Source organism: Clostridium phoceensis, assembly GCF_001244495.1.
Taxonomy (GTDB): Bacteria; Bacillota; Clostridia; order Oscillospirales; family Oscillospiraceae; genus Lawsonibacter; species Lawsonibacter asaccharolyticus.
The window spans coordinates 1,843,242-1,846,345 of sequence record NZ_LN866274.1 but is presented as its reverse complement, the minus strand read 5'-3'; the positions used below and the strand labels follow the sequence as shown (position 1 = coordinate 1,846,345).

The window sequence follows — 3,104 nt, the reverse complement described above, 5'->3', positions numbered from 1 at the left end:
GGTCCGCAGGGGCCGGCGGGCGCTGTGCCGCCGGGCCGGACCGGCGGCCTGTTCTACCAAGGCCGGGTCCACAAGGCCCACAGCCTCCATCATGCGTTCTCCTCGGTTCACAACATTCCCTCCTGTTCCAAATAAGCTTTCAGCTTCTTCCGCGTCCGAAACAGGACGCTCTTGGTCCTGGACAGCGACCAGCCCAGGTGCCCGGCGGTCTCCTCCACGGTGTCTGCGTACCAGTACCGCCGCAGGAAGGCGGTACGCGGCCCCTCCCCCAGCTCTCTCAGGAAGGCGGAGATGGCCCGCCCCAGCTCCGCCGCCTCGGCCTGTTCCTCGGGCCCCTCCCGGCTGGGGAGGCACTCAGCCAGCTCCAGAGCGGCCAGAGAGACCGTGTCCCCCTGCCGTCCCCGCCGCCGGCGGAGGAGCAGGGCCCGGTTGCGCACCACCGCCCCCAGATAGCCCCGGAAGTGCTGGGGCCGGGCGGGCGGGATGGCGTTCCACAGCTGGAGCCAGCAGTCCCCCAGACACTCCTCCACGTCCCGCTCTTCCCCCAGGATGCGACCGGCGATGGAGCGGCACCAGCCCCCGTACTTGTCCTGGAGCCCGGTCAGGGCCTCCTCCCGCCGCTGCCAGAACAGCTCTACCAATTCCTGATCCGTCATGGCCTCACCTCTTTTCCGTTGTCTCTTCACTTATATAGAGCATGTCCCGCCCCGGCAGGTCGCGCCGCCAGGGGAAAAAATTTTTCCGCCTATAGAAAAAAACGCCGGCCTTCCGGTCGGAAGCGTTCTTCTGATCACGGTGCTCTTTGCTCACAAATGGCCTAGCAGGGGAGCCGCAAAACAAATTCGTCTTATACCAACATATTGACACGCATGACAATCTATACTATTATTGAAATTGACCAAAATAAATTGAAGGAAGTCGGTTGTTGATGGACTCCCATATGACAGCGGTTGAACGCAATAAGCGCTATAAAGCGGCGGGTCTATTGGCTGCTCTGGTTTTGGTATTGATTTTAGTTGGCTGGATCTATTATGTGTTCTCTCCCAAAGAACTGTCCAATGTCCTGGATTTCCAGCCATCTGAAGCCACAGACTACACTGTCACGGAGATGCCAAACGCAGTTTCATCAAAGTCGCGCAGCCTGGACGACACCCCGCTGATCGAAATGATCGATGCACTGAACATTCGATACTGCGGCCCCTCTTTCGGTGTGCGTCGATTTGAAACCGGACAGCATATATATGAGATCTGGTTTTTCAAGGTAAATGATCAGCTTGAAGAGATCGGAAATATATCCGTTTTCGAAAACGGATATATTTATCTGGGCGAGAGCAAATATGAGGCGGTGGATCAAGAACGATTTGATGAACTTTTGGACTTCCTTCGCTCCGTGACGACAGCATCTTGATACAGATAATTCCATTAAAAATGGGATATGCCTTCCTGGCATATCCCATTTTTATGATCAGCTGCAAGTTTTTTCTTCCTTGTCTCAGCGCCCCCCCCGCTTGGCGGCGTTCTTCTGGTAAATGATGTTCAGGCCCTTGAGCAGCAGGTCCTTCTCCAGCTTGATCTCCCGGCGGCACAGGGGCACGATGAACTGGGCCATCCCCCCCGTGGCCACCACCGTGGCCCGGCTGCCCAGCTCCTCCTCCACCCGGTCCAGCATGCCGTCCAGCATGGCGGCGGTGCCGTACATGATGCCGCTGCGCATGCAGTCCACCGTGTTCTTGCCGATCACCCGGCCCGGCCGGTCCAGCCGGATGCCGGGCAGCTGGGCCGCCCGGGAGGTGAGGGCGTCCAGGGAGGTGCGCACCCCCGGGATGATGCAGCCCCCCAGGTAGGTGCTGCCCCGGTCCACCACCTCGATGGTGGTGGCCGTCCCCAGGTCCATCAGGATCAGGGGGGGCTCATACTCCGCCAGCGCGGCCACGGCGATGACGATGCGGTCGCTGCCCACCTGGGAGGGGACGTCCATCTGGATGTTCAGGCCGGTCTTGATGCCCGGCCCCACCACCAGGGGGTGCTTGCCCGTCATCTTCACCAGACCGGTGTAGACCGAGTTGAAGACCGGCGGCACCACCGAGGAGATGATACAGTCGTCCACGTCGCAGGGCTTCACCCCGAACAGGGCCAGGATGTTCTTGATCTCCACCCCGTACTGGTCGGAGGTCTTGATGCGGTCGGTGGCGATCCTGGCCTCGAACTGGATGGCGTCGCCCTGGATGCCTCCGATAACGATATTGGTATTGCCGATATCAATGGCGATCAGCATGATCTGTTCACCTCAGCGGGGAGGGCCCCCGTTTTTTCTCTGACCCGCCAGCCCCCCTTTGCCGGAGACGCGCCCACGGGTCCTTATTCTGCCACATTATACCCGACCGCCGGTGGGAATACAAGGCAGGAATTAACCGAAACTTTGCAATTCTTTTCCTCTCGCGCAAAATATCCCCCTGCCCTTTACAATCTGCCGCTTGGTCAGCTATAATGAAAAAAACGACAGCGGCGCCCCGCGCCGCTCTATGCAAAGGAGCGATTTGCAATGCTCAGCGGAAAAACCATCCTTTTGGGCGTCACCGGCGGCATCGCCGCCTATAAGGCCGCGGCACTGGCTTCCGCGCTGGTGAAGCTCCACGCCTCAGTGGAGGTGGTGATGACCCGGAACGCCACCCAGTTCATCACCCCCCTCACTTTTGAACAGCTCACCGGGAACCGGACCATGGTGGACACCTTTGACCGCAACTTCTCCCATCAGGTGGAGCACATCGCCCTGGCCGACCGCACCGACCTGGTGATCGTCGCCCCCGCCACCGCCAATGTGTGCGCCAAGCTGGCCCACGGGCTGGCCGACGATATGCTCACCACCACAGTGCTGGCCTGTCCCTGCCCCAAGCTGATCGCTCCGGCCATGAACACCAAGATGTATGAGAACCCGGTGACCCAGGACAACCTGGATCTGCTGCGCCGCTATGGGTGGGAGGTCATCGCCCCCGCCTCCGGCCGGCTGGCCTGCGGCGCTGTGGGGCCCGGCAAGATGCCGGAGCCGGACACTCTGGTCCAGCACATCCTCCGCGTCCTGGCCCTCCCCCACGACCTGGCGGGCC

4 protein-coding genes are annotated in these 3,104 nt (G+C 60.6%); 2 read left to right on the top strand and 2 right to left on the bottom strand.

Annotated elements, in window-relative coordinates; all coding sequences use genetic code 11:
- Positions 1 to 107: 107 nt before the first annotated feature.
- Positions 108 to 656 carry an RNA polymerase sigma factor gene (locus tag BN1969_RS09650; RefSeq protein WP_050624112.1) on the bottom strand — a complete coding sequence of 183 codons (549 nt, stop codon included), beginning with the start codon at positions 654 to 656 and terminating at the stop codon, positions 108 to 110.
- Positions 657 to 928: 272 nt separating this feature from the next.
- On the opposite strand from BN1969_RS09650, the gene BN1969_RS09645 reads away from it, so the two are divergent.
- Entirely contained in the window at positions 929 to 1,408 is a 480-nt protein-coding gene (locus BN1969_RS09645; RefSeq protein WP_050624111.1) for a hypothetical protein, read from the top strand.
- Between the two features lie 84 nt (positions 1,409 to 1,492).
- Here BN1969_RS09645 and BN1969_RS09640 read toward each other — a convergent pair whose 3' ends face one another.
- A complete protein-coding gene (locus tag BN1969_RS09640; protein ID WP_050624110.1) occupies positions 1,493 to 2,275 on the bottom strand; it encodes a type III pantothenate kinase in 783 nt (260 codons plus the stop codon).
- Positions 2,276 to 2,542: 267 nt separating this feature from the next.
- Between BN1969_RS09640 and BN1969_RS09635 the strand changes: the two genes are divergently transcribed.
- A partial coding sequence (locus BN1969_RS09635) for a flavoprotein (protein ID WP_272867228.1) occupies positions 2,543 to 3,104 on the top strand: 562 nt, incomplete at its 3' end.

Coding starts and splice junctions, on each gene's coding strand:
- BN1969_RS09650 (WP_050624112.1), bottom strand. CDS start 656: ATGACGGATCAGGAATTGGTAGAGCTGTTCTGGCAGCGGCGGGAGGAG.
- BN1969_RS09645 (WP_050624111.1), top strand. CDS start 929: ATGGACTCCCATATGACAGCGGTTGAACGCAATAAGCGCTATAAAGCG.
- BN1969_RS09640 (WP_050624110.1), bottom strand. CDS start 2,275: ATGCTGATCGCCATTGATATCGGCAATACCAATATCGTTATCGGAGGC.